The 21,286-nt window shown below is 66.9% G+C and carries 12 protein-coding genes; 6 read left to right on the top strand and 6 right to left on the bottom strand.

The annotated features are described in order from the left end of the window. Positions 1-126: 126 nt before the first annotated feature. The 3 genes from treZ to glgX are packed head-to-tail and all read right to left on the bottom strand — an operon-like array spanning position 127 to position 6,343. Positions 127-1,851, bottom strand: coding sequence for a malto-oligosyltrehalose trehalohydrolase (gene treZ, locus EJK91_RS04995; RefSeq protein WP_125078394.1), 1,725 nt, complete (start codon positions 1,849-1,851; stop codon positions 127-129). After that, positions 1,844-4,141, bottom strand: coding sequence for a malto-oligosyltrehalose synthase (gene treY / locus EJK91_RS05000; RefSeq protein WP_046302269.1), 2,298 nt, complete (start codon positions 4,139-4,141; stop codon positions 1,844-1,846). The genes treZ and treY overlap by 8 nt, the downstream gene beginning before the upstream one ends. Positions 4,142-4,144: 3 nt before the next feature. Next, positions 4,145-6,343, bottom strand: coding sequence for a glycogen debranching protein GlgX (gene glgX, locus EJK91_RS05005; protein ID WP_125078395.1), 2,199 nt, complete (start codon positions 6,341-6,343; stop codon positions 4,145-4,147). Between the two features lie 160 nt (positions 6,344-6,503). On the opposite strand from glgX, the gene malQ reads away from it, so the two are divergent. Genes malQ through EJK91_RS05020 form a run of 3 tightly spaced genes read left to right on the top strand, consistent with a single transcriptional unit; the run spans position 6,504 to position 11,686 of the window. After that, positions 6,504-8,501: a 4-alpha-glucanotransferase gene (malQ, locus tag EJK91_RS05010; RefSeq protein ID WP_125078396.1), complete on the top strand. Its 1,998-nt coding sequence runs from the start codon at positions 6,504-6,506 to the stop codon at positions 8,499-8,501. A gap of 30 nt (positions 8,502-8,531) precedes the next feature. Beyond that, entirely contained in the window at positions 8,532-10,331 is a 1,800-nt protein-coding gene (gene treS / locus EJK91_RS05015; RefSeq protein WP_125078397.1) for a maltose alpha-D-glucosyltransferase, read from the top strand. Next, complete coding sequence (locus EJK91_RS05020) at positions 10,328-11,686, top strand: maltokinase N-terminal cap-like domain-containing protein (RefSeq protein WP_125078398.1); 1,359 nt, start codon at positions 10,328-10,330, stop codon at positions 11,684-11,686. The genes treS and EJK91_RS05020 overlap by 4 nt, the downstream gene beginning before the upstream one ends. Here the strand turns inward: EJK91_RS05020 and glgB are convergent. The 3 genes from glgB to EJK91_RS05035 form a co-directional block, all read right to left on the bottom strand. After that, positions 11,673-13,901 carry a 1,4-alpha-glucan branching protein GlgB gene (glgB, locus tag EJK91_RS05025; RefSeq protein ID WP_125078399.1) on the bottom strand — a complete coding sequence of 743 codons (2,229 nt, stop codon included), beginning with the start codon at positions 13,899-13,901 and terminating at the stop codon, positions 11,673-11,675. The genes EJK91_RS05020 and glgB overlap by 14 nt on opposite strands. A 7-nt stretch (positions 13,902-13,908) precedes the next feature. Continuing rightward, the gene (locus EJK91_RS05030) at positions 13,909-15,969 is read right to left on the bottom strand and encodes an alpha-1,4-glucan--maltose-1-phosphate maltosyltransferase (protein WP_125078400.1); all 2,061 of its coding nucleotides are present in this window, start codon (positions 15,967-15,969) and stop codon (positions 13,909-13,911) included. 92 nt (positions 15,970-16,061) lie between these two features. Continuing rightward, positions 16,062-18,182, bottom strand: a complete 2,121-nt coding sequence (locus EJK91_RS05035; protein ID WP_125078401.1) for an acyl-CoA dehydrogenase — start codon at positions 18,180-18,182, stop codon at positions 16,062-16,064. Positions 18,183-18,400: 218 nt separating this feature from the next. Between EJK91_RS05035 and kstR the strand changes: the two genes are divergently transcribed. From kstR to EJK91_RS05050, 3 genes are read left to right on the top strand one after another with little or no spacing between them, the layout of a single operon-like run. Further along, on the top strand, positions 18,401-19,069 hold the full coding sequence (gene kstR, locus EJK91_RS05040; protein ID WP_024442385.1) for a cholesterol catabolism transcriptional regulator KstR: 669 nt from the start codon (positions 18,401-18,403) through the stop codon (positions 19,067-19,069). A 55-nt stretch (positions 19,070-19,124) separates the two neighbouring features. Further along, positions 19,125-20,045 carry an MBL fold metallo-hydrolase gene (locus EJK91_RS05045; protein WP_046301608.1) on the top strand — a complete coding sequence of 307 codons (921 nt, stop codon included), beginning with the start codon at positions 19,125-19,127 and terminating at the stop codon, positions 20,043-20,045. Continuing rightward, positions 20,042-21,286: an SLC13 family permease gene (locus tag EJK91_RS05050; RefSeq protein WP_125078416.1), complete on the top strand. Its 1,245-nt coding sequence runs from the start codon at positions 20,042-20,044 to the stop codon at positions 21,284-21,286. The genes EJK91_RS05045 and EJK91_RS05050 overlap by 4 nt, the downstream gene beginning before the upstream one ends.

Below are 21,286 nucleotides of genomic sequence, written 5' to 3' on the forward strand. Positions count from 1 at the left end.
ATATTCCTGCAGTATCGCCGGCCACCTTCGCTGACCAGGTCCGATCCGCCGAGCGAAGCACTACGTGACAGCGGCCACAATGCTGCGCAGGAACGAGTTGCGGGCCCTACAGCGTCGGTAGGGAGCTCATGGAGCCGGTCGCAGGACCGCGAACGAATGCCCGGGCAGTCGGGTGGTCTCAGGCCCGACCGCCGGTGATCCCCACGCCAGTACCAGCTCGCCGTGGACCGGCACGCTCACCGTGTCCTCGCTGAGATTGCACGCCACCAGGAGCGGACCGCGGTGCATGACGAGCCATCGCCGGCCCTCGTCGTAGTCGATCACCAGCTGGCTCAACCAAGGTCCGGCCGGACCGACTTCAGCGCGAAGTCCGATCAGCGACCTGTAGAGGCGCAACAGCCGCAGGTGGTGTTGCTCCTCGAGCTCGCGCCAGGCCAGCTTGGACCGCTGGTAGGTTTCGGGATCCTGCGGGTCGGGGATGTCGTCGGCATCCCAGCCGTGCTCGGCGAATTCGGCTTTGCGGCCCTCGGCGGTGGCGCGTGCCACCTGCGGGTCCTCATGTGCGGTGAAGAACTGAAAAGGGGTACGCGCGCCCCACTCCTCTCCCATGAAAAGCATTGCGGTGTAGGGCGACAGCAGTACCAGTGCAGCCTTTACCGCGAGTTGCCCGGCCGTCAGGTTCTGCGACGGACGGTCGCCGAGCGCTCGGTTGCCGACCTGATCGTGGGTGCACGTATAGGCCAACAGGCGGGTGGCCGGAATCTGCGAGATCGGCAGCGGACGCCCGTGCCGCCGGCGGCGAAACGAGGAGTACGTGGCCGCATGGAAAAAGCCGTTACGCAGGGTGGTCGCCAAAGTGGCCATGCTGCCGAAATCGGTGTAATAGCCTTGCCGCTCACCGGATACCGCGGTGTGGATGGCGTGGTGGATGTCGTCATCCCATTGCGCGGTGATCCCGTAGCCACCGTCTTCGCGGCGGGTGACGGTGCGCGGATCGTTGCGGTCACTTTCCGCGATGAGTGACAACGGACGCCCCAACCGCGCGGCAAGCGCATCGGTTTCGGCCGCCAGCTCTTCGAGAATATTGATGGCTGTGGTGTCCACCAGCGCGTGTACGGCATCCAGCCGTAGGCCATCGACGCGGAACACCCGCATCCAGCGCAGCGCACAGTCGATGATGTAGCGGCGCACTTCGTCGGAATCTGGGCCATCGATGTTGATGGCATTGCCCCACGGGTTATGTGCCCCCGACAGATACGGCCCGAAGCGGGGAAGGTAGTTGCCGGACGGACCCAGGTGGTTGAAGACGACGTCGATCAGTACCCCCAGGCCCCGGCCGTGGCAGGCATCGACAAAGCGCGCCAAGCCGTTCGGGCCGCCGTAGGGCTCATGCACGGCGTACCACAGCACCCCGTCATAGCCCCAGCCGTGCGTGCCGGAAAAGGCGTTGACCGGCATGAGTTCGACGAAGTCGACACCCAGGTCGACCAGGTGATCCAGTTTGGCGACGGCGGAATCGAAGGTGCCGGCGGGCGTGAAAGTGCCGACGTGCATTTCATAGATCACCGCACCTTCGACGGGCCGTCCCGCCCAGTCGTGGTCGGTCCAGGTCAGGCTCTCCTCGTCCCACACCGCCGAGCGCGCGTGCACGCCGTCGGGCTGGCGGGCCGACCGCGGATCGGGGAGAACCTGCGGGTCGTCATCGAGCAGAAACCCGTAGCGGGCATCGGGCGCCACGTCGAGCCTCGCCCGCCACCACCCACCGTCGGAACGGTCCATCGGATGCGCTACCCCGTCGACATCGAGACCCACGACTGCCGGGGTTGGTGCCCAGACGGCGAACTCAGTCATCGACACGCTCCAGCAGCACAACCGGCAGTTCGGCGCACAGCTCGACTGCTCGCACCATTCCGTTGTGGCTGGCGCCGGAGAGCGCGTCAGACCACGTCCCGGGGGGCAGCGGGAGAGCCGTATCGCCCCATCCGGTGCCCTGCAGGCGCACCGTCCAACGGCTGACCGCCACCACCACGTCGTCGCCCCGGCGAAAGGCCACGAGATGTTCTGACGCCGGTCCTGACGCCTGCACCGGGTGGTAGCCGCCGCGCAGGAAGCTGTCGGGACGGGCTCGCCGCATTCGCAGTGCCGCAACGACCACCCGCATTTTCGGGTGATGCAAGGCCTCCAGCGCTGCGCGGCGTGCGCCGTAGTCGACCGGCCGCCGATTGTCCGGGTCGACCAAGCTGTCATCGCAGAGCTCGGTGCCCTGATAGACGTCCGGGACGCCGGGGACGGTCAAGGACAGCAGTTTCTGCCCCAGGATGTCGCTGTCGATGTGCGGAGCGAGTTCGGCGACGAACTCGGTCAGTTCCTGCGCGATAGGACCATCGAGGATGTCGTCGAGCCACTGGTGCAGCGCGCCCTCGAACGCTGCGTCGGGATCGTGCCACGATGTCCGCCGGTCCGCCTCGCGAACCGCCTTTTCGGCATAGGCATGCAGTCGCTCGCGCACTGCCGTGCTCACTCGACCGTCGAGTGGCCACACCCCGAAGATGTTCTGCCACAGGAAGAGCCCGGTGGCCAGATCGGGTGAGGGAGCCCTCGATTCCCAACGAGCGACGAACTCCGCCCACAACGACGGCACCTGCGACAACACGCCGATGCGTGCCCTGACATCCTCGCCGCGTTTGGTGTCGTGGGTGGACAGCGTGGTCATCGTGTGCGGCCAGTGCCGAGCCCGCGTGGCGGCCCGATGATGAAACTCGGCCGAGCCCACACCGAAATACTGCGGGCTGCCGCCGACTTCGTTGAGCGACACCAGCCTGGCATCCCGGTAGAACAGGCAGTCTTCGGTCGCCTTGGCGGTCACCGCTCCGCACAGCTGTTGCAGCCGCACCGCTGCTTCCCCACCGTCGGCCAGCGCAGCCGCGAGCAGTGCAAGCGGCTCGTCGAGTTCTGGCTGCTGCGCCAGCGTATGTGCTAGCGCCACCGGCACTATCGTCGCCAACCCGGGATAGTCGCTGCGATACACCCCGATGTGACCGAGCAAGGCCACGATGGCATCGGACAACAGCGGATGCTCGGCGCCGGTAGCGCTCACCACACAACGACATAGCCGCGCCAGCTCGCTGCCCAGCGTCTCGGCAGCCGCGAGCTCCTTCTGCTCGGCCAGCAGGTTCGGCATCGCGCGGTAGTCGACACCGGCGGTTTCACACAGCTCGGTCAGCGCCGGCTCACCGTTGGGGTCGATGAACAACCCACCGATCTCCCGTAGTGCGTCGTAACCGGTGGAGCCGGCGACCGGCAGGCTGGGATCGAGCGCCTCGTCAACGGCCAGAATCTTTTCGATGACGATCCAGGCATCCGGTCCGATCAGCGCGCGCAGCCGGTGCAGATATCCCTGCGGATCCGACAGGCCATCCGGGTGATCGACCCGCACGCCATCGATGAGCCGAGCGTCGAACCAGCGCGCCGGCTCGGCGTGCCAGGCGTCGAAAACCGCTCGATCCTCCTGACGCAGGCCGGCCAACGACGTGATCGAAAAGAAGCGGCGGTAGCCACAGCTACCGCTGCGCCAGCCGACCAGTCGATAGTGCTGGCGATCGTGGACTTCGGCGCCGCTGCCGGCGCCGGTTCCGGGTGCGATCGGAAACACCAGGTCACCCAGGCGTAGGGACTCGCCATCCACGGTCAGGTCGGCAGTATCGCCGTCAGAGCCCAGTACCGGCAGAATGATTCGGCCGTCACCGAGGCTCCAATCGATGTCGAAGAACGCGGCGTACCGGGAGGATCGGCCGTGCTTCAGCACGTCCCACCACCATGGGTTCTGCTCCGGCCGTTGTACCCCGACGTGATTGGGCACGATATCGACGATCAGGCCGATGCCGCGGGCACGCGCGGCCGCTGACAGCCGCGCCAGCCCCTGCGCGCCACCCAGTTCCGCAGAGACGGTGGTCGGATCGACGACGTCGTAGCCGTGTGTCGATCCGCGCACCGCCGTCATGATCGGCGAGAGGTAAAGGTGCGAAATGCCAAGTGCATCGAAATAGTCGAGTAGATTCTCGGCGTCCGCGAAGGTGAACGTGAACCCGCTTTCTGCGCCCCGCAGCTGCAACCGGTAGGTGGACAGCACCGGGCTGGCCATGCGTCAGCGCACTTTCCGCAGGACGAGCAGCGAACGCCCCGGGACGGGCAGCTCGCCCCCAGGCTGCACGGCCTGCTCAGCCGGGGATGCCGGCTCCGCGGTGTCCAATTCGGTGGTCCATTCTTGGGCGTAATCCTTTCCGGGAACGACGAACTCGACCGTCTCCTCGTGCGCATTGAAGCACAGCAGGAACGAGTCATCCACCACTCGCTGCCCGCGCATGTCAGGCTCGCGGATCGCCTCTCCGTTGAGAAAGACCATGATGCACTTGTCGAAGCCGTTGTCCCAGTCGTCTTGACTCATCTCATGGCCGGCGGGGGTGAACCAGGCGATGTCGCCGATCTCGCCGTCGTGGCGTACCGGGCGGCCCTCGAAGAACCGGCGACGGCGAAACACCGGATGTTCTTTGCGAAGCTGCGTCACCCGGCGGGTGAAGGCCAGCAGATCGGCATTGGTCTCGGCCAGCGACCAGTCCATCCAGGAGAGTTCGGAGTCCTGACAGTAAGTGTTGTTGTTCCCCTGCTGAGTGCGCCCCAGCTCATCGCCGTGCGCGATCATCGGTGTGCCTTGGGACAGCAGCAGGGTGGCCAGGATGTTGCGCATCTGGCGAGCCCGTAGTTCCTGGACGTCCGGATCATCGGTGGGGCCTTCGACACCGCAGTTCCACGACCGGTTGTGGCTCTCGCCATCGGTGTTGTCGTCGCCGTTGGCCTCATTGTGTTTTTCGTTGTAGGAGACCAGATCGTGCAAGGTGAATCCGTCGTGGGCGACGACGAAGTTGATGCTGGCACCCGGCCGGCGCCCGGTGGCCTCGTAGAGATCTGATGAGCCGGTGAGCCGCGAGGCGAACTCTCCCAACGTCTCCGGTTCGCCACGCCAATAGTCGCGCACGGTGTCGCGGTACTTTCCATTCCACTCGGTCCACAGGCCGGGAAAATTGCCGACCTGATAACCGCCCTCGCCGACGTCCCACGGCTCGGCGATCAACTTGACCTGGCTGACCACCGGGTCCTGCTGAATCAGGTCGAAGAACGCCGAAAGGCGGTCCACATCATAGAATTCGCGGGCCAAGGTCGACGCCAGGTCGAAGCGGAACCCATCGACGTGCATCTCGGTCACCCAGTAGCGCAGTGAGTCCATGATCAGCTGCAGTGCGTGCGGATGGCGCGCGTTGAGGCTGTTGCCGGTGCCGGTGTAGTCCATGTACATGCTTCGGTCGTCGTCGACAAGCCGGTAGTAGGCGGCATTGTCGATTCCGCGGAAGTTGATGGTCGGCCCGAGGTGGTTGCCCTCGGCAGTGTGGTTGTAAACCACGTCGAGGATCACTTCGATGCCGGCTTCGTGCAGGGTGCGCACCATGGTCTTGAATTCCGCGACCGCTGCCCCCGGCTGCCGACTTGCCGCGTATTGGCTGTGCGGGGCGAAGAACCCGAATGTGTTGTAGCCCCAATAGTTCCGCAGACCCATCCGCAGCAAGCGGTCGTCGTGCATGAACTGGTGTACCGGCATCAGCTCGACAGCGGTGACATTGAGCGACTGCAGGTGGTCGATGACGACCGGGTGAGCCAGACCGGCATAGGTGCCGCGCAGTTCCTCGGGGATAGCGGGATGGGTCTGCGTCATACCCTTGACGTGGGTCTCGTAGATGATCGTCTCGTTGTACGGGGTCTTCGGCGGTCGATCGGTTGCCCAGTCGAAGTACGGGTTGATCACCACGCTGGTCATGGTGTGCCCGAGCGAGTCGACTCTGGGCAGCGTCTCGGCCCGCGGCGGGTCGTCTCCGGCTGCCATGTCGTAGGAGAAAAGCGCCTGCTCGAAGTCGAAGTCGCCGGTGAACGCCCTGCCGTACGGGTCCAGCAACAGTTTGCTGGGATCACAGCGATGTCCGGCCGGCGGGTCGAAGGGCCCGTGTACCCGAAAGCCGTAGTTCTGTCCCGGTGACACCGTCGGCAGGTAGGCGTGCCAAACGTAGCCGTCCACCTCTTCGAGCGGTACGCACGTCTGCGCGCCGTCTTCGTCGATCAGGCACAGATCGACTCGCTCGGCGATCTCCGAGAAAAGGGCGAAGTTGGTTCCGCCGCCGTCGTAGCTGGCCCCGAGCGGCGCGCTGGCGCCCGGCCAGACGGTGTGCGAGGCCGGCGGGTTCTCGGCTGGATCACTGACCGCTGCGGTCCCCGTCGCCGGATTTCGGGTACTGCCCATGCTCACCCAATTTCGTCAGGAATTTCGATATTTCGATGCTGCGGCGCCGACCGGTTGTGGCTACCCGCCTGCCGGCCGGTCAAACTATCGCCGTCTCCGACCCTACGGACCGGTTCGGTGCTGGCTGTTGAAATGCACCTCAGGCGGGTATAGGCGTGGTGTGGCGCCCGATGACCTACGCCGGCTGGCGACCGCGCACGGCGTAGCCACCGCCTACCGCAACGAACGGCGCGAGATGATGCAGGTGGACGAAGACGTGGTGGTCCGGGTTCTTCGGCTGCTCGAGGTCGAGGCGGGCAGTGCGGCCGACCGCCGCCATGAGTTGGCCAGGCTGGATGAACGCGAGCGTGCGGGCGTTTCGCCTCCGACAGCCGCTGTGCGGGTGACCGGACGCCCCCTACCGTTTTCCGGAGCCGCCGCACTGGTGAGCGAGGGCGGCGAGCGCACCGCAGTGCGCGATGAACTGCCCGCCGATCTGTCGCCCGGCTGGTATCAGCTTCAGCTGCGCGATGGCCAGGAAGTCACGCTGGTGGCGGCTCCCGCCCGGGTGCCGCGGGCACCGCTCACCTGGGGATGGATGCTGCAGCTCTACGCGTTGCGATCCGCGCGCTCCTGGGGCATCGGGGACTTGGCGGACCTGCGGGACTGGGTGAGGTGGACAGCCGCCGAGCACGGCGCCGGGGCGGTGCTGCTCAATCCGCTGCACGCACCGGGACCGACGTATCCGGTGCAGCCGTCGCCGTATACGCCTTCGAGCCGGCAGTTCGCCAACCCGCTCGCCCTGTGCATCGCTGACCTCGCCGCCTACCAGCGCGCCGACTCGGACACCCGGGCAGAAGTCGACGCGCTGCGGGTCGCTGCGGACACCGCACGAATCGACTACGACCTCGTCTGGGCCGCCAAGCGCGCGGCCCTGGAGTTGCTCTGGCGTTCTGAAGGGCGCCCCTGCCCGCTCGACGAGTCGTCGCGGACTCGGGCGTTGCGTGACTGGGCGACCTACTGCGCGCTGGCCGAACGCCATGGCAGCCGGTGGTCCCGCTGGCCTGCGCCCCTACACGACGCGACCGGCGCCGCGGTGGCCGCCGCACGGCGGGAGCTCGCGCCGAGGGTGGCGTTTCATGCTTGGGTGCAGCAGCGCTGCACGGAGCAGTTGCTGGCGGTGCAGAGTGCCGCCAAGAACGCGGGCATGGCGCTGGGCGTGCTGCACGACCTGGCAGTCGGCGTCGACGGCGATGGCGCCGATGCGTGGGCCCTGGCCGACGTGCTGGCCGTTGATGCCAGCGTCGGCGCGCCTCCGGATACGTTCAGCCCTCGTGGGCAGGACTGGTGTCTGCCGCCATGGCGACCGGACCGCTTGGCGGCCACCGGCTACCGCGCGGTGCGCGACATGCTGCGGGCCGTCCTGGCCCACGCGGACGGCGTACGCATCGATCACGTCGCCGGATTGTGGCGGCTGTGGTGGATCCCCCCTGGCGAAAGCCCCGACCGCGGCACCTATGTCCACTACGACGCCGACGTCATGCTCGCGGTGCTGGCACTGGAGGCGCATCGCGCCAACGCTGTCGTCATCGGCGAGGACCTGGGAACCGTCGAACCGGAAGTCACCCGCGCGCTGGCCGGCAATGAAATGCTGGGGTGCGCGGTCTCCTGGTTCACTCGCGATGAATCGGCCCCCGGCCAGCCGTTGCTTCCGTCCGCGAAGTGGCCGTCGCGGGTGGCTGCCAGCATCTCTACCCACGACCTGCCCACCGCCGCCGGATTCTTCCGCGCCGAGCATGTGCGGGCACGCGCCGAGCGGGGTCTGCTCGACGACGTGGCGGCCGCACAGTCCGCCGCCGAGCAGGAACGAGCCGAATGGCTTGAGCTACTGCGTACCGAAGGGTTTCTTGAGCATGACGAGATGGCTCCGGATGAGCCGCGGATCATCGACGCCATGCACCGCTTTCTGGCGGCCACCCCGAGCCGGCTGAAACTGGTCTCCCCCTACGACGTGCTGGCCGAGCCTTGTCAGCCCAACCTGCCCGGCACCGTGGATCAGTATCCGAATTGGCGTCTGCCGCTGTCCGCGCCTCTCGAACAGTTGCAGGCCGATCCGCGGATCGCCCGCACCGCCGCGTTGTTCTCGCACGATCACGATGACCAATCGCCTGCCAGGTAATCACGACCGGAATGGGGTACATGTCGAGATATGGCCTTCGACGCGGACGACGAACTTGGTCAGGACGTAGCAGACCCCGGGGCGGGCAGCCATGTCGAGGACGGCATCGTCGAGCACCCGAGCGCGGACGATTTCGGCGACGCCGCGGCCCTGCCGGCGGACCCGGTCTGGTTCAAGCGAGCGGTGTTCTACGAGGTACTGGTCCGGGCGTTCTACGACTCCAACGGGGACGGGATCGGGGACCTGCGGGGCCTGACCGAGCAGCTGGACTACCTGCAGTGGCTCGGCGTCGACTGTCTGTGGTTGCCGCCGTTCTACGACTCGCCGTTGCGCGACGGCGGCTATGACATCCGGGATTTCTACAAGGTGTTGCCGGAGTTCGGCACGGTCGACGATTTCGTCGAATTGCTCGACGCCGCCCATCGGCGCGGTATTCGGGTGATCACCGATCTGGTGATGAACCACACCTCCGACAGTCACCCGTGGTTTCAACAGTCGCGGCAAGACCCGGACGGCCCCCATGGCGACTACTACGTGTGGAGTGACACCAGCGAACGGTACGCCGATGCCCGGATCATCTTCGTCGACACCGAGGAGTCCAACTGGACGTTCGACGCAGTGCGCAAGCAGTTCTATTGGCACCGGTTCTTCTCCCACCAGCCGGATCTGAATTATGACAACCCGGCGGTGCAGGAAGCCATGATCGATGTGCTGCGGTTCTGGCTCAACCTCGGCATCGACGGGTTTCGGTTGGACGCGGTGCCGTACCTGTTCGAGAGGGAGGGGACCAACTGCGAAAACCTGCCTGAGACACATGATTTCCTGAAGCGCTGCCGCAAGGTGGTCGACGACGAGTTTCCCGGCAGGGTTCTGCTGGCCGAGGCCAATCAGTGGCCGACGGACGTGGTCGAGTATTTCGGCAACCCGGACACCGGCGGTGATGAATGCCACATGGCATTCCACTTCCCGCTGATGCCACGCATTTTCATGGCGGTACGCCGAGAGTCACGCTTCCCGATCTCGGAGATCCTGGCGCAGACGCCACCGATACCCCATTTGGCGCAATGGGGAATCTTCTTGCGCAACCATGACGAGTTGACCTTGGAGATGGTCACCGACGACGAGCGCGACTACATGTACGCCGAATACGCCAAAGACCCGCGGATGAAGGCGAATGTGGGGATCCGGCGCCGGCTTGCCCCGCTGCTGGACAAGGACCGCAACCAGATCGAACTGTTCACCGCCCTGTTGCTGTCGCTGCCCGGCTCCCCGATCCTCTACTACGGTGACGAGATCGGGATGGGCGACATCATCTGGCTGGGCGACCGCGACGCGGTGCGCACCCCGATGCAGTGGACACCCGACCGCAACGCGGGCTTCTCCACCGCCAACCCCGGCCGCCTGTACCTGCCGCCCATTCAGGACGCGGTCTACGGTCATCAGTCCGTCAACGTCGAATCGCAACGCGACACCTCCACGTCGTTGCTCAACTGGACGCGCACCATGCTGGCCATTCGACGCCGGTATGACGCCTTCGCCCTCGGCGAATTCCGCGAACTGGGCGGCTCGAATCCGTCGGTGCTGGCCTTCGTGCGGGAGATCTCGGGTGACGACGGGAACACGGTCTTGTGCGTCAACAACCTGTCCCGGTTTCCCCAGCCGATCGAACTGAACCTGCAGCACTGGGACGGCCACATACCGGTGGAACTCACCGGTTCGGTGGAGTTTCCCCGAATCGGAAAACTGCCATACCTGCTCACACTTCCCGGCCACGGCTTCTACTGGTTTCAGCTGTGCGAGCCACGCGAGTCGAAGGAGGACATGTCATGACCGGTGGCACCGGCGAACCAGCGGGCCTGCCGTGGGCGGAATGGCTACCAACCCGACGCTGGTACGCGGGGCGGAATAAGCAATTGGCCCAGGCAGATCCCTTCCTGGTGGTGGAGTTGGGGGGCGGCCTGCAGCTGGTGCTGATCGACGTCGGCTACACCGACGGCACCGCCGATCGCTACCAGGTGATAGTCGGCTGGGACGTGGACCTGGCGCCGGAGTACGCCCAGGTCGCGACGATCGGAACCCATGGCGGGCACACCGCCTCCGACGCTCTCTACGACGCCGCGGCAACCCGAGTCTTGTTGTCACTGATCGATTCGGCAGCCCGGCGGGGCGACGTCACGTTCACACCGGAGCCGGGGGTCACGCTGCCGGTTCGCGCCGAGTCCCGCGTATCGGAAGCCGAGCAGAGCAACACCAGCGTCATCGTCGAGGAAAAAGTGGTCCTCAAGGTGTTCCGGCGGATCAGAGATGGGGTCAATCCGGATATCGAGCTCAACGCAGCGCTGGGCCGAGCCGCCAATCCCCACGTGCCGCGACTGTTCGGCTCCTACCAGATCGAGTTGCCGGGCGACTCTGGCGTGTTGCCCTATGCGCTGGGAATGGTCAGCGAATACGCGTTGAACTCGGCCGAAGGCTGGGCGATGGCGACCGCGAGCGTGCGCGACCTGTTCGCCGAAGCCGATCTGTACGCCTACGAAGTGGGCGGCGACTTCGCCGGTGAGTCGTACCGCCTCGGTGAGGCTGTCGCATCGGTGCACCGGACACTGGCCGACACGCTGGGGACTTCGCAGTCGCTCTTCCCGGCCGAGGCGCTGCTGTCGCGGTTGTCGGCGACCGCGGAGGGCGTGCCCGAAATACGCCCCCACCTGGCCGCTATCGAAGAGCGCTTCGCCGCACTCGCCGGCGAGACGATCACGGTGCAACGAGTCCACGGCGACCTACATCTGGGTCAGGTGCTGCGCACCCCGAACGGCTGGCTGCTGATCGACTTCGAAGGCGAGCCCGGTGCACCGCTGCCGGAACGTCGGAGGCCGGACTCTCCGCTGCGCGATGTCGCCGGCGTACTGCGGTCCTACGAGTACGCCGCGTACGGCAAACTGGCCGACCTGTCGCGCGACGGCCAGGCCCGGCAACTGGCCACCCGGGCCCGGGAGTGGCTGGACCGCTGTCGCAGCGCCTTCTGCGAAGGCTATGGCGCGGAGTCCGGCACCGACCCGCGGGATAGCGCAGCGCTATTGGCCGCCTACGAACTGGACAAGGCGGTCTATGAGGCCGGATACGAGGCCCGGCACCGGCCCGCCTGGCTACCCATTCCGCTGCGAGCGCTGAGTCGACTCAGCGAGCGGTGATCGCTTGCGCGGCGGGTTCCAGCCACAACGCCGACAGCGGGGGCAGCACCAGTACCGCGGAAGCAGGACGCCCGTGCCGAGGTTCGTCGACGGCATCCACACCACCGAAATTTCCTGCACCGCCGCCGTTGTAGTCGACGGCGTCGGTGTTGAGTATCTCGCGCCACCGGCCCGCGAACGGCAGTCCCAGGTGGTAGTCGGTATGCGCCACACCGGAGAAGTTGAACACCGCCGCAAGCACCGATCCGTCTGTCGCATAACGCAGGAAGCTCAGCACATTGTTGGCGGAGTCGTTGGCATCGATCCAGGAATAGCCGGCCGGGTTGGTGTCCTCGCTCCACAGCGCGGGGCGACTGCGGTAGACGGAGTTGAGATCGCGGGCCAAGCATTGGATTCCCGCAGAGAACCCGTCCTGCTCGCCGGGTGAGTCGAGCTGGAACCAGTCCAGCCCGCGTTCCTCCGACCACTCGGCACGCTGGCCGAACTCCTGGCCCATGAACAGCAGTTGCTTTCCCGGATGCGCCCACTGGTAGGCCAGCAGACTGCGCACCCCGGCCGCCTTGGCGTGGTCGTCACCGGGCATCCGGCTCCACAGCGTGCCCTTGCCGTGCACCACTTCGTCATGGCTGATCGGCAGCACGAAATTCTCGCTGTAGGCATAGAGCATCGAGAAGGTCATCTCGTGGTGATGGTAGGAGCGGTGCACCGGGTCGTGACCGAGATAGGAGAGGGTGTCGTGCATCCAGCCCATGTTCCACTTCATCGAAAAGCCCAGTCCACCAAGGCTGGTCGGTCTCGACACTCCGGGCCACGAGGTCGATTCTTCGGCGATCGTGACGATCCCGGGCGCCGATTTGTGTGCCGTGGCGTTCATCTCCTGGAGGAACTGCACCGCCTCCAGGTTCTCTCGGCCGCCGTAGACGTTCGGCGTCCAGCCGCCCTGAGGTCGCGAGTAGTCCAGGTAGAGCATCGACGCCACGGCGTCCACTCGTAGTCCGTCGATGTGAAACTCCAACAGCCAGTACAGCGCATTGGCCACTAGAAAGTTGCGCACCTCAGGGCGACCGAAATCGAACACATAGGTTCCCCAGTCGAGCTGCTCACCGCGCCGCGGATCAGCGTGCTCATACAGCGGGGTGCCGTCGAACCGGCCCAGCGCCCAGGCATCTTTCGGGAAGTGCGCCGGCACCCAGTCCACAATGACTCCGATGCCGGCACGATGCAGCGCGTCCACCAGGAAGCGGAAGTCGTCGGGCGTGCCGAAACGCGCAGTCGGCGCGTAGTACGAGGTGACCTGATATCCCCACGATCCGCCGAACGGATGCTCCGCGACCGGCAGGAGTTCGACGTGAGTGAACCCTTGCTCCACAACGTAATCCGTCAACTCGGCGGCAAGCTGGCGGTAGCTCAACCCAGGCCGCCACGATCCGAGGTGCACTTCGTAGACGCTCATGGCCTCGAACGCCGGGTTTGCGGTGGCCCGCCGATCCATCCAGTCGCCGTCACTCCAGGTGTAGCGATTGGTGGCGACACGCGACGCGGTGTGCGGCGGGGTCTCGGCGGCGAACGCCATTGGGTCAGCCCGCTCGGTGACCACATCGTCTGCGCCGTGCACACGAAACTTGTACAGCCCGTCGAGCGGAAACCCCGGCCAGAACAGTTCCCACACACCGGACGAGCCCAGTGCCCGCATGGGTGCGCCGATGCCGTCCCAGCCGGTGCTGTCACTGATCAACCCGATTCCCTTGGCGTTGGGCGCCCACACCGCGAACGACACGCCCGTCACCGGCCCGTCCGCAGTGGTGAACGTGCGCGGATGAGCGCCCAGAACCTCCCAAAGCTGTTCGTGTCGGCCCTCACCGAACAGGTGCAGGTCGACCTCGCCCAGCGTCGGCAGGAAGCGATACCCGTCGGCCACGATCTGCGGTTCGGCGACGCCGGGATAGTCGATCTGCAGCCGATAGTCGATCAGGTCGGCGAACGGCAGCACCACGGCGAACAATCCGTTGCCCAGGTCTTGCATCGCGATCCGGTCACCGCCCACCACAACCGCCACCGCGCTCGCGCCCGGGCGCAAGGCCCGGATCACGGTGTGTTGGCCGTTGTCGTGGGCGCCCAGGATCGAGTGCGGGTCGTAGTGCACGCCGGACATCAGCCGATCGAGATCCTCGCGGTTCACCTCGAGCCCGCTGGGCTGGTTTTTGATTCGGGTCATCGGGTCTTCACCTCCGATGCAGCAGGTCGGTTCGCGCCTGCGCACTCATCACCGGCATATTGATGATGTGGGCGACCGCTCGGCTCGGATCGAGTCGCACATAATTGTCTTGCCCCCATTGGTATTCCTCCCCGGTGATTTCGTCACGCACCCAGAACCGCTCGTAGGGCGCCATGCCCAGCGTCGTCAGGTCGAGCGACAACGTCGCTTCCTCGGCACCGAATGCGTTCAAGGTCACCACCACCAGCACCGTGTCACCGCTGGCCGGGTCGAATTTGCTGTAGGCCAGCAGCGCGTCGTTGTCGACGTGATGGAAATGCAGGGTGCGCAGTTGCTGCAGGGCAGGGTGCCGCCGGCGAATGGCGTTGAGCGCAGCGATGAACGGCTCCAGCGATCTGCCCTCGCGGCGCGCGGCGGCGTAATCGCGGGGACGCAGCTCGTACTTCTCCGAATGAAGGTATTCTTCGCTTCCCTCGTGCAGCGCCTCGTGCTCGAACAATTCATAGCCGGAATACACGCCCCAGGAGGGGCCCATCGTCGCGGCCAGCACCGCGCGGATGGCGAACATACCGGGGCCGTGATGTTGCAGACTGGCGTGCAGGATGTCCGGTGTGTTGACGAACAGATTGGGGCGGCGAAAATCCGCGAATTCGGCTATCTCTTTGCCGAATTCGACGAGTTCGGCCTTGGAAGTTCGCCAGGTGAAGTAGGTGTAGGACTGGGTGAAACCGAGCTTGGCCAGGCCGTACTGTCGTGCCGGCGGGGTGAACGCCTCCGACAGGAACAGCACATCGGGTTCGGCGGCCTTCACTTTCGTGATCAACCATGCCCAGAACCCGGGTGGCTTGGTATGCGGGTTGTCGACCCGGAATACTTTGACCCCGTGTGAGATCCAGAACTGCACCACGCGGTGGACCTCGGCATACAGGCCGGCGGGATCATTGTCGAAATTCAATGGGTAGATATCCTGGTATTTCTTCGGCGGATTCTCCGCGTAGGCGATCGTCCCGTCCGGTAACTCGGTGAACCACTGACGGTGTTGGCGCACCCACGGGTGATCAGGAGCGCACTGCAACGCCAGATCCAAGGCGACCTCCAGACCGAGTTCGCGTGCCCTGGCAACGAATTGGTCGAAATCATCGACTGCTCCCAAGTCGGGGTGCACCGCATCGTGGCCGCCCTCGTCGCTGCCGATCGCCCATGGTGACCCGACATCGCCGGGTTCGGCCACCGCGCTGTTGTTGCGACCCTTTCGGTGCACCTTTCCGATCGGGTGGATCGGCGGGAGATAGACCACGTCGAATCCCATCTCGGCGATCCGCGGTAGCGCCGACGCGGCGGTGGCCAGCGTGCCGTGCACCGGAGCGCCCGCTGAGTCCCATCCGCCGGTGGAGCGCGGAAACATCTCGTACCAGGAGCTGAAGCGGGCCAGTGGCCGATCCACCCAGACCCGATACTGCTGTCCGCGGGTGAGCAGGTCGCGCAGCGGGTAGCAGGTGAGCAGCTGGGAGATCTCGTCGGACAATGCCGGCGCCGAGCGAACGATCGGGTCGCCGGGATCGCGCAACGCCGCAGCCGCTGCCACGACGGGTTCGCGCCGACTGCGGGGCATCGCCGCGGCGGCACGCTCCAGCAGGTCGGCACCGATCAACAGATCGTTGGATAGTTCGGCCTCGTCCTGGCCGGCGTCCAGCTTGGCGACCACCGCGTCACGCCAGGTGCGGATCGAATCGGTCCACCCGTCGACCCGGAAAGCCCACATCCCGGTCTGGTCCGGAACGAATTCACCATGGAAGACGTACGGCTCGCCGCCCTCCCGCATTGGAAGCAGCGCCGGCTTTGCTCGAGGTGCCGGAACAGCCGTTTCCTGCTCGTCGAGACGCGTCTGCGACGCCGGTGGAGACTCGCAGCCGAGGTAGCGCACGACCAAGGTCGCCGCGACCACTTCGTGTCCGTCACGCCACACCGCGGCGCGGACCGGCACGGTCTCCCCGACCACTGCCTTGGCGGGTTGCCGGCCGCAGGACACAACCGGCGTAACGCCATCGACTTCGATTCGGCCCGGCACACAGCACTCCGTTCGTCGGCGGCGATTCCGACAGTGGGTACCCCCGGCGACGGAAAGCTACGCTCGGCGACGACCGGCGCGACAGCGGCGAGCTAGCCGCGCGGCAGGCCCAGCAGCCGCTCAGCGGCCAGTGTCAACAGGATCTGCTCGGTGCCTCCGGCGATGGACAGGCACCGGGTGTTGAGGAAGTCGTGCACTTCGCGTCCGGCCACCGCGCCGCCCCCCTCGGCCACATCCATCCGGAACTCGGCCAGCTCCTGGCGGTAGCGCACCCCGATGAGCTTGCGCACCGAGGACTCCGAGCCCGGGTCTTGGCCGCCCACCGCGAGCTGGGCGATGCGTTGATCCAGCAGCGAACCCGCCTGCGCGGCGATGATCAGCCGGGCCAGACGCTCGGCGGTGGCGGTGTCGGGTTCGGAATCCGCCAGGGTTTTCAGCAGCTCCTCCATCGGGTTGCCCAGCGCGGTGCCGCCGGCGATCGCGACGCGCTCGTTGGCCAAGGTGGTGCGGGCCAGGCGCCAGCCGTCGTTGACGCCGCCGACCACCTGCTCGTCGGGAACGAAGACGTCATCGAGGAAGACCTCGTTGAACAGGGCCTCACCGGTGATCTCCCGCAGCGGCCGGATGTCGATGCCCTCAGCGGCCATGTCGACCAGGAAGTAGGTGATGCCCTTGTGTTTCGGAGCTTCGGCATCGGTTCTGGCCAGGCAGACGCCCCACTGCGAGTCGTGGGCTCGCGACGTCCACACCTTCTGACCGGTCAGCCGCCAGCCGCCGTCGACCTTCACCGCCTTGGTGCGTAGCGCCGCCAGGTCCGAGCCGGCGCCGGGCTCGGAGAACAGCTGACACCAGAACACCTCGCCGGTCAGCGTGGCCGGGATGAAGCGCTCGATCTGCTCGGGCGTGCCGTGCTCGAGAATGGTCGGGGCTGCCCACCAGCCGACCACCAGGTCCGGACGCCCGACGCCGGCGGCGGCCAGTTCCTGGTCGATCACCAGCTGCTCGGCGGGGCCGGCCGCGCGTCCGTAGGGAACCGGCCAGTGCGGCGCCAGCAGCCCGGATTCGGCCAGCGCCACTTGGTGCTGGTCGGCGGGCAGCGCTGCGATGCGCGCCACCTCCGCGGCGATCTCGGGCCGGACGTCGGTGGCCTCACCGAGGTCGACCTCCAACCGGCGCCGCAGGCCGTCGCGGGTCAGTGCGGCGGTGCGGCGCAGCCACCGCTGGGGTCCGCCCAGCGCCTGCCCGATGCCGTAGGCCCGGCGCAGGTACAGGTGTGCGTCGTGCTCCCAGGTGATGCCGATTCCGCCGAGTACCTGGATGCAGTCCTTGGCGTTGGCCTTGGCGGCGTCGATGCAGATCGCGGCGGCGACTGCGGCCGCGATCGCGAACTGCTGGTCATCGGGATCGGCAGCGGCGCGGGCCACGTCGCTGGCCGCCACCGCGGCCTGATCGGCCCGGCACAGCATCTCCGCGCACAGGTGCTTGATGGCCTGGAAGCTGCCGATCGGCTTACCGAACTGTTCACGCACCTTGGCGTATTCGACCGCGGTGTCCAGCGCCCAGCGGGCGACCCCGGCGGCCTCGGCGGCCAGCACCGTGACCACCAGGTTCTCCACCCGGTGACCGGCCTCCAGGACCACTGCCGGCGCTGCCGTCAACGTCACCTTGGCCAGCGGTCGGGAGAAGTCGGTGGCGGCCAGGGGCTCGACATTCACCCCGTCCGCGCCGGCGTCCACCAGGATCCAGTCCTGGCCGGCCGGCAACAGCAGCAGTCCGTCGGCGGTGGCGCCGAGCACCCGCTCAGCGGTGCCGGAGGCCTGCCCTGCTGCGGCGTCGAAGCTCACCGCCGCCGCGGACGGGTCGGTGACCACGCCGGCAGTCCGCTCGCCGGCTGCCAGGGCTTCAACCGAAGCCGGATCGGTGACCACCAGGGTGGCCAGCGCGGTGGTCGCAACCGGCCCGGGAACCAGGGCCCTGGCGGCCTCATCGACCATCGCGCAGAGGTCTTCGAGGCGCCCACCGGCCCCGCCGGACTCCTCGGGCACCGCCACACCGAACAGGCCCAGGTCGGCCAGCCGCGCGAAAACAGCTCGCCAGGAATCGGTTTCACCCAATTCCGCCGCGCGAATCGCTTCGGCGGTGCCCGCGGCGGCGGCCCAGTCGCGGACCAGCTCGCGGGCTGCGAGCTGTTCGTCGTTGATGGTCACGGACACGCTGAGCTCCTCCGGGTCGAGACGGGCTTGAGAGAGGCGGGTCACGAACACCCCCACCAACCACTAGAACGTGTTCTAATAGTGCCAGCGTCCGAGCGTCAAGTCGAACCGTAATGGCTGGACACGTTGGGTCCGGCCGATGCCGGGAAGCACAAAACCCAACTACGCGATGCGTATCGTTATGGGCCAGGAGACCGACGGAGGGAGCCGCGCAGCACATGTCGTCAGCTGAGGGCACCGCAGGCCGCGGATCGGCCAGCCAACCGCGCGAGGTGGTCAACGTCGCTGTGCTGACCGAATCCGACCTGGGCTCCGAGGCGCAGCGCGAACGCCGCAAGCGCATCCTGGACGCGACGCTGGCGATCGCCTCCAAGGGCGGCTACGACGCGGTGCAGATGCGCGCCGTCGCCGACCGCGCGGACGTGGCTGTCGGCACCTTGTACCGCTACTTCCCGTCGAAGGTTCACCTGCTGGTCTCGGCGATGGGCCGAGAGATCGCGCGGGTAGACACCAAGACGGACCCGGCAACGTTCGCCGCAACCACCCGCCACCAGCGACTGAACCTGGTGGTCAACAAACTCAACCGCGCCATGCAGCGCAACCCACTGCTCACCGAGGCGATGACGCGGGCGTATGTCTTCGCCGACGCCTCGGCGGCCGGCGAAGTCGACCACGTCCAGAAATTGATCGACTCGATGTTCGCCGGGGCCATGAGCGACGGCGAGCCGACCGAGGAGCAGTACCACATCTCCCGGGTGATCTCGGATGTGTGGCTGTCCAACCTGCTGGCCTGGCTGACCCGCCGGGCGTCGGCCACCGATTTCAGCACCCGACTGGACCTGGCGGTCCGGTTGCTGATCGGCGACGACGACAGCCCCAAGGTCTAGGACCGTCACGGCGGCCTGCGGCGTGGGCGCCGCCGTCCCCCGTTAGCCTGAGCGGATGCGCCTCAAGCTCGGCCGCCCCGACATCGGCCGGTACGCCGACCGGTTCGACGTCACACCCGCGGCGCCGGGCGCACCGCTGTCGGTGACGTGGCTCGGCGTGACCAGCATGCTGATCGACGACGGGTCTTCGGCGCTGATGACCGACGGCTATTTCTCTCGTCCCCGTCTGGCTCGGGTGGCGCTGGGCAAGGTATCGCCGTCGGCCGCTCGCATCGACGCCTGCCTGGCCCGGGCCGGCGTGCAGAAGCTGGCGGCGGTGATCCCGCTGCACTCACACATCGATCACGCGCTGGACTCCGCGGTGGTGGCCGAACGTACCGGTGCGACGCTGGTGGGTGGCGAGTCGACGGCCAATGTCGGCCGGGGTCAGGGACTCTCGGCCGATCGCCTGAAGGTCGCGACGCCCGGCACTCCTCTTGCGTTGGGCGCCTACGACGTCACCCTGCTCGAGTCCCGGCACTGCCCCCCGGACCGCTTCCCCGGCGTGATCAGCGCCGCGGTGGTTCCACCGGTGCGGGCATCTGCCTACAAGTGCGGTGAGGCCTGGTCGGCATTGGTGGCCCACCGCCCCTCGGGGCGCAATCTGCTGATCCTGGGCAGCGCAGGCTTCATCCCGGGTGCCTTGGCCGGCCGCAACGCCGAGGTGGTCTACCTGGGCATCGGCCAGCTCGGCGTTCAACCCCGGCAATACCTGGTCGACTACTGGAATGAGACGGTGCGCACCGTCGGCGCTTCGACGGTGGTGTTGACCCACTGGGACGACTTCTTCCTGCCCTTGTCAAAGCCGCTGCGCGCCTTGCCCTACGCCGGCGACGACCTCAACGTCACGATGCGGGTTCTGTCCGAGTTGGCCGAGTCCGACGGGGTCGGACTTCACCTGCCCACGGTGTGGCGTCGTGAGGATCCGTGGGCCTGAATCTGGCACTGGCGCTGCTGCTGCTTGCCGTGGTGCTGGGGTTCGCGGTGGCCCGCCCGCGGGGCTGGCCGGAGATGTTCGCTGCGGTGCCGGCCGCCGTCGTTCTTGTTGCCACCGGCGCGATCTCGATGCACGACGCAGTCACCGAAGCCGCTACTCTGCTGCACGTCGTCGCGTTCCTGGGCGCGGTGCTGGTCCTGGCGCAGCTCTGTGACGACGAGGGCCTGTTCGAGGCGGCCGGTGCGGCGATGGCACGGGCCGACGTCGGTCCACCGCACCATCTGCTGCGCCGCGTGTTCGTCATCGCCGCCGGTCTGACCGCGGTGCTGAGCCTGGACGCGACGGTGGTGCTGCTGACGCCGGTGGTGCTGATGATGGCCCGCCGCCGCCACGCCCCGATACGCCCACACGCATATGCGACCGCGCACCTGGCCAACACGGCCTCGCTGCTACTGCCGGTGTCGAACCTGACCAATCTGTTGGCGTTCAACCAGGCCGGCCTGTCGTTCGTGAGGTTCACCGCGCTGATGGCGGCGCCGTGGCTGGCCACCACCGCGGTCGTCTACCTGATCTTCCGCTGGTTTTTCCGCGCCGATCTGCGGGCTACACCGGTGCACCAGCACGCCGGGCCACCGCCCCCGGTTCCGGTGTTCGTGCTGGTGGTGCTGGGGCTGACGCTGGCCGGCTTTGTGGTCGCCGAGACGTTCGGGGTCCCGGCGGCATGGGCAGCCGTCGCCGGTGCGGCCGTGTTGGCCGTCCGTGGTCTGGCGCAGCGGCGCAGCACCCCGGCCGGAATTCTGCGGGCCGCCAATCCCGGTTTCCTGGTGTTCGTGTTGGCCCTCGGCGTGGTGGTGCGAGCCGTCGTCGACAACGGCCTGGGTGCCCAGATGTCTACGGTGCTGCCAGCGGGATCGAGTCTGGCGGCACTGCTGGGGATCGCGGCGGTCGCCGCTGTGCTGGCCAACGTGGTCAACAACCTGCCGGCGACGCTGGTACTGGTGCCGTTGGTGGCATCGAGCGGCCCACTCGCGGTGCTGGCGGTGTTGATCGGGGTCAACATCGGCCCCAACCTCAGCTACACCGGCTCGCTGTCGAATCTGCTGTGGCGCCGAGTGTTACGCCGCTACGACGTCGCGGCCGGAGTCGGCGAATACACCCGCCTGGGACTGTGCACGGTGCCGGCCACGCTGCTGGTGGCCGTGCTGGCGCTGTGGGCCAGCGCTCGATTGCTGGGCGTCTAG

The organism is Mycobacterium sp. P7213, assembly GCF_900604305.1.
GTDB lineage: Bacteria > Actinomycetota > Actinomycetes > Mycobacteriales > Mycobacteriaceae > Mycobacterium.

Coding starts and splice junctions, on each gene's coding strand:
- treZ (WP_125078394.1), bottom strand. CDS start 1,851: ATGACTGAGTTCGCCGTCTGGGCACCAACCCCGGCAGTCGTGGGTCTC.
- treY (WP_046302269.1), bottom strand. CDS start 4,141: ATGGCCAGCCCGGTGCTGTCCACCTACCGGTTGCAGCTGCGGGGCGCA.
- glgX (WP_125078395.1), bottom strand. CDS start 6,343: ATGGGCAGTACCCGAAATCCGGCGACGGGGACCGCAGCGGTCAGTGAT.
- treS (WP_125078397.1), top strand. CDS start 8,532: ATGGCCTTCGACGCGGACGACGAACTTGGTCAGGACGTAGCAGACCCC.
- EJK91_RS05020 (WP_125078398.1), top strand. CDS start 10,328: ATGACCGGTGGCACCGGCGAACCAGCGGGCCTGCCGTGGGCGGAATGG.
- glgB (WP_125078399.1), bottom strand. CDS start 13,901: ATGACCCGAATCAAAAACCAGCCCAGCGGGCTCGAGGTGAACCGCGAG.
- kstR (WP_024442385.1), top strand. CDS start 18,401: ATGTCGTCAGCTGAGGGCACCGCAGGCCGCGGATCGGCCAGCCAACCG.
- EJK91_RS05045 (WP_046301608.1), top strand. CDS start 19,125: ATGCGCCTCAAGCTCGGCCGCCCCGACATCGGCCGGTACGCCGACCGG.